This is a genomic window from Duganella flavida (genome assembly GCF_009857445.1).
Lineage (GTDB): Bacteria > Pseudomonadota > Gammaproteobacteria > Burkholderiales > Burkholderiaceae_D > Rugamonas > Rugamonas flavida.
The window spans coordinates 1-232 of the sequence record NZ_WWCN01000088.1; the positions used below are offsets into that span (position 1 = coordinate 1).

General features: G+C 53.9%; 1 pseudogene. It reads left to right on the forward strand.

Annotation, left to right across the window (positions count from 1 at the left end):
• Window positions 1–232: pseudogene (locus tag GTP46_RS30040) on the forward strand (IS110 family RNA-guided transposase); the annotation flags it as partial.

Below are 232 nucleotides of genomic sequence, written 5' to 3' on the forward strand. Positions count from 1 at the left end.
TAGCTACCTTACCTGCAGAGAAATCAAGCTGCTGACGGAAATGGACATCGACAGCATGCCTGTCGGCCCGGTCGAAGCCAGCGGCATGAAGGCCAACTTGGCTATTATTCGGGCCTTGCAGGCACAGATCGATTTAATCGAGAAATCACTGTCGAATTACTGCCGATCAGCGCCGGGCTACCGTCTGCTTAACACGGTGTCAGGCATTGGCCCAATCTTGGCGACAGTGATC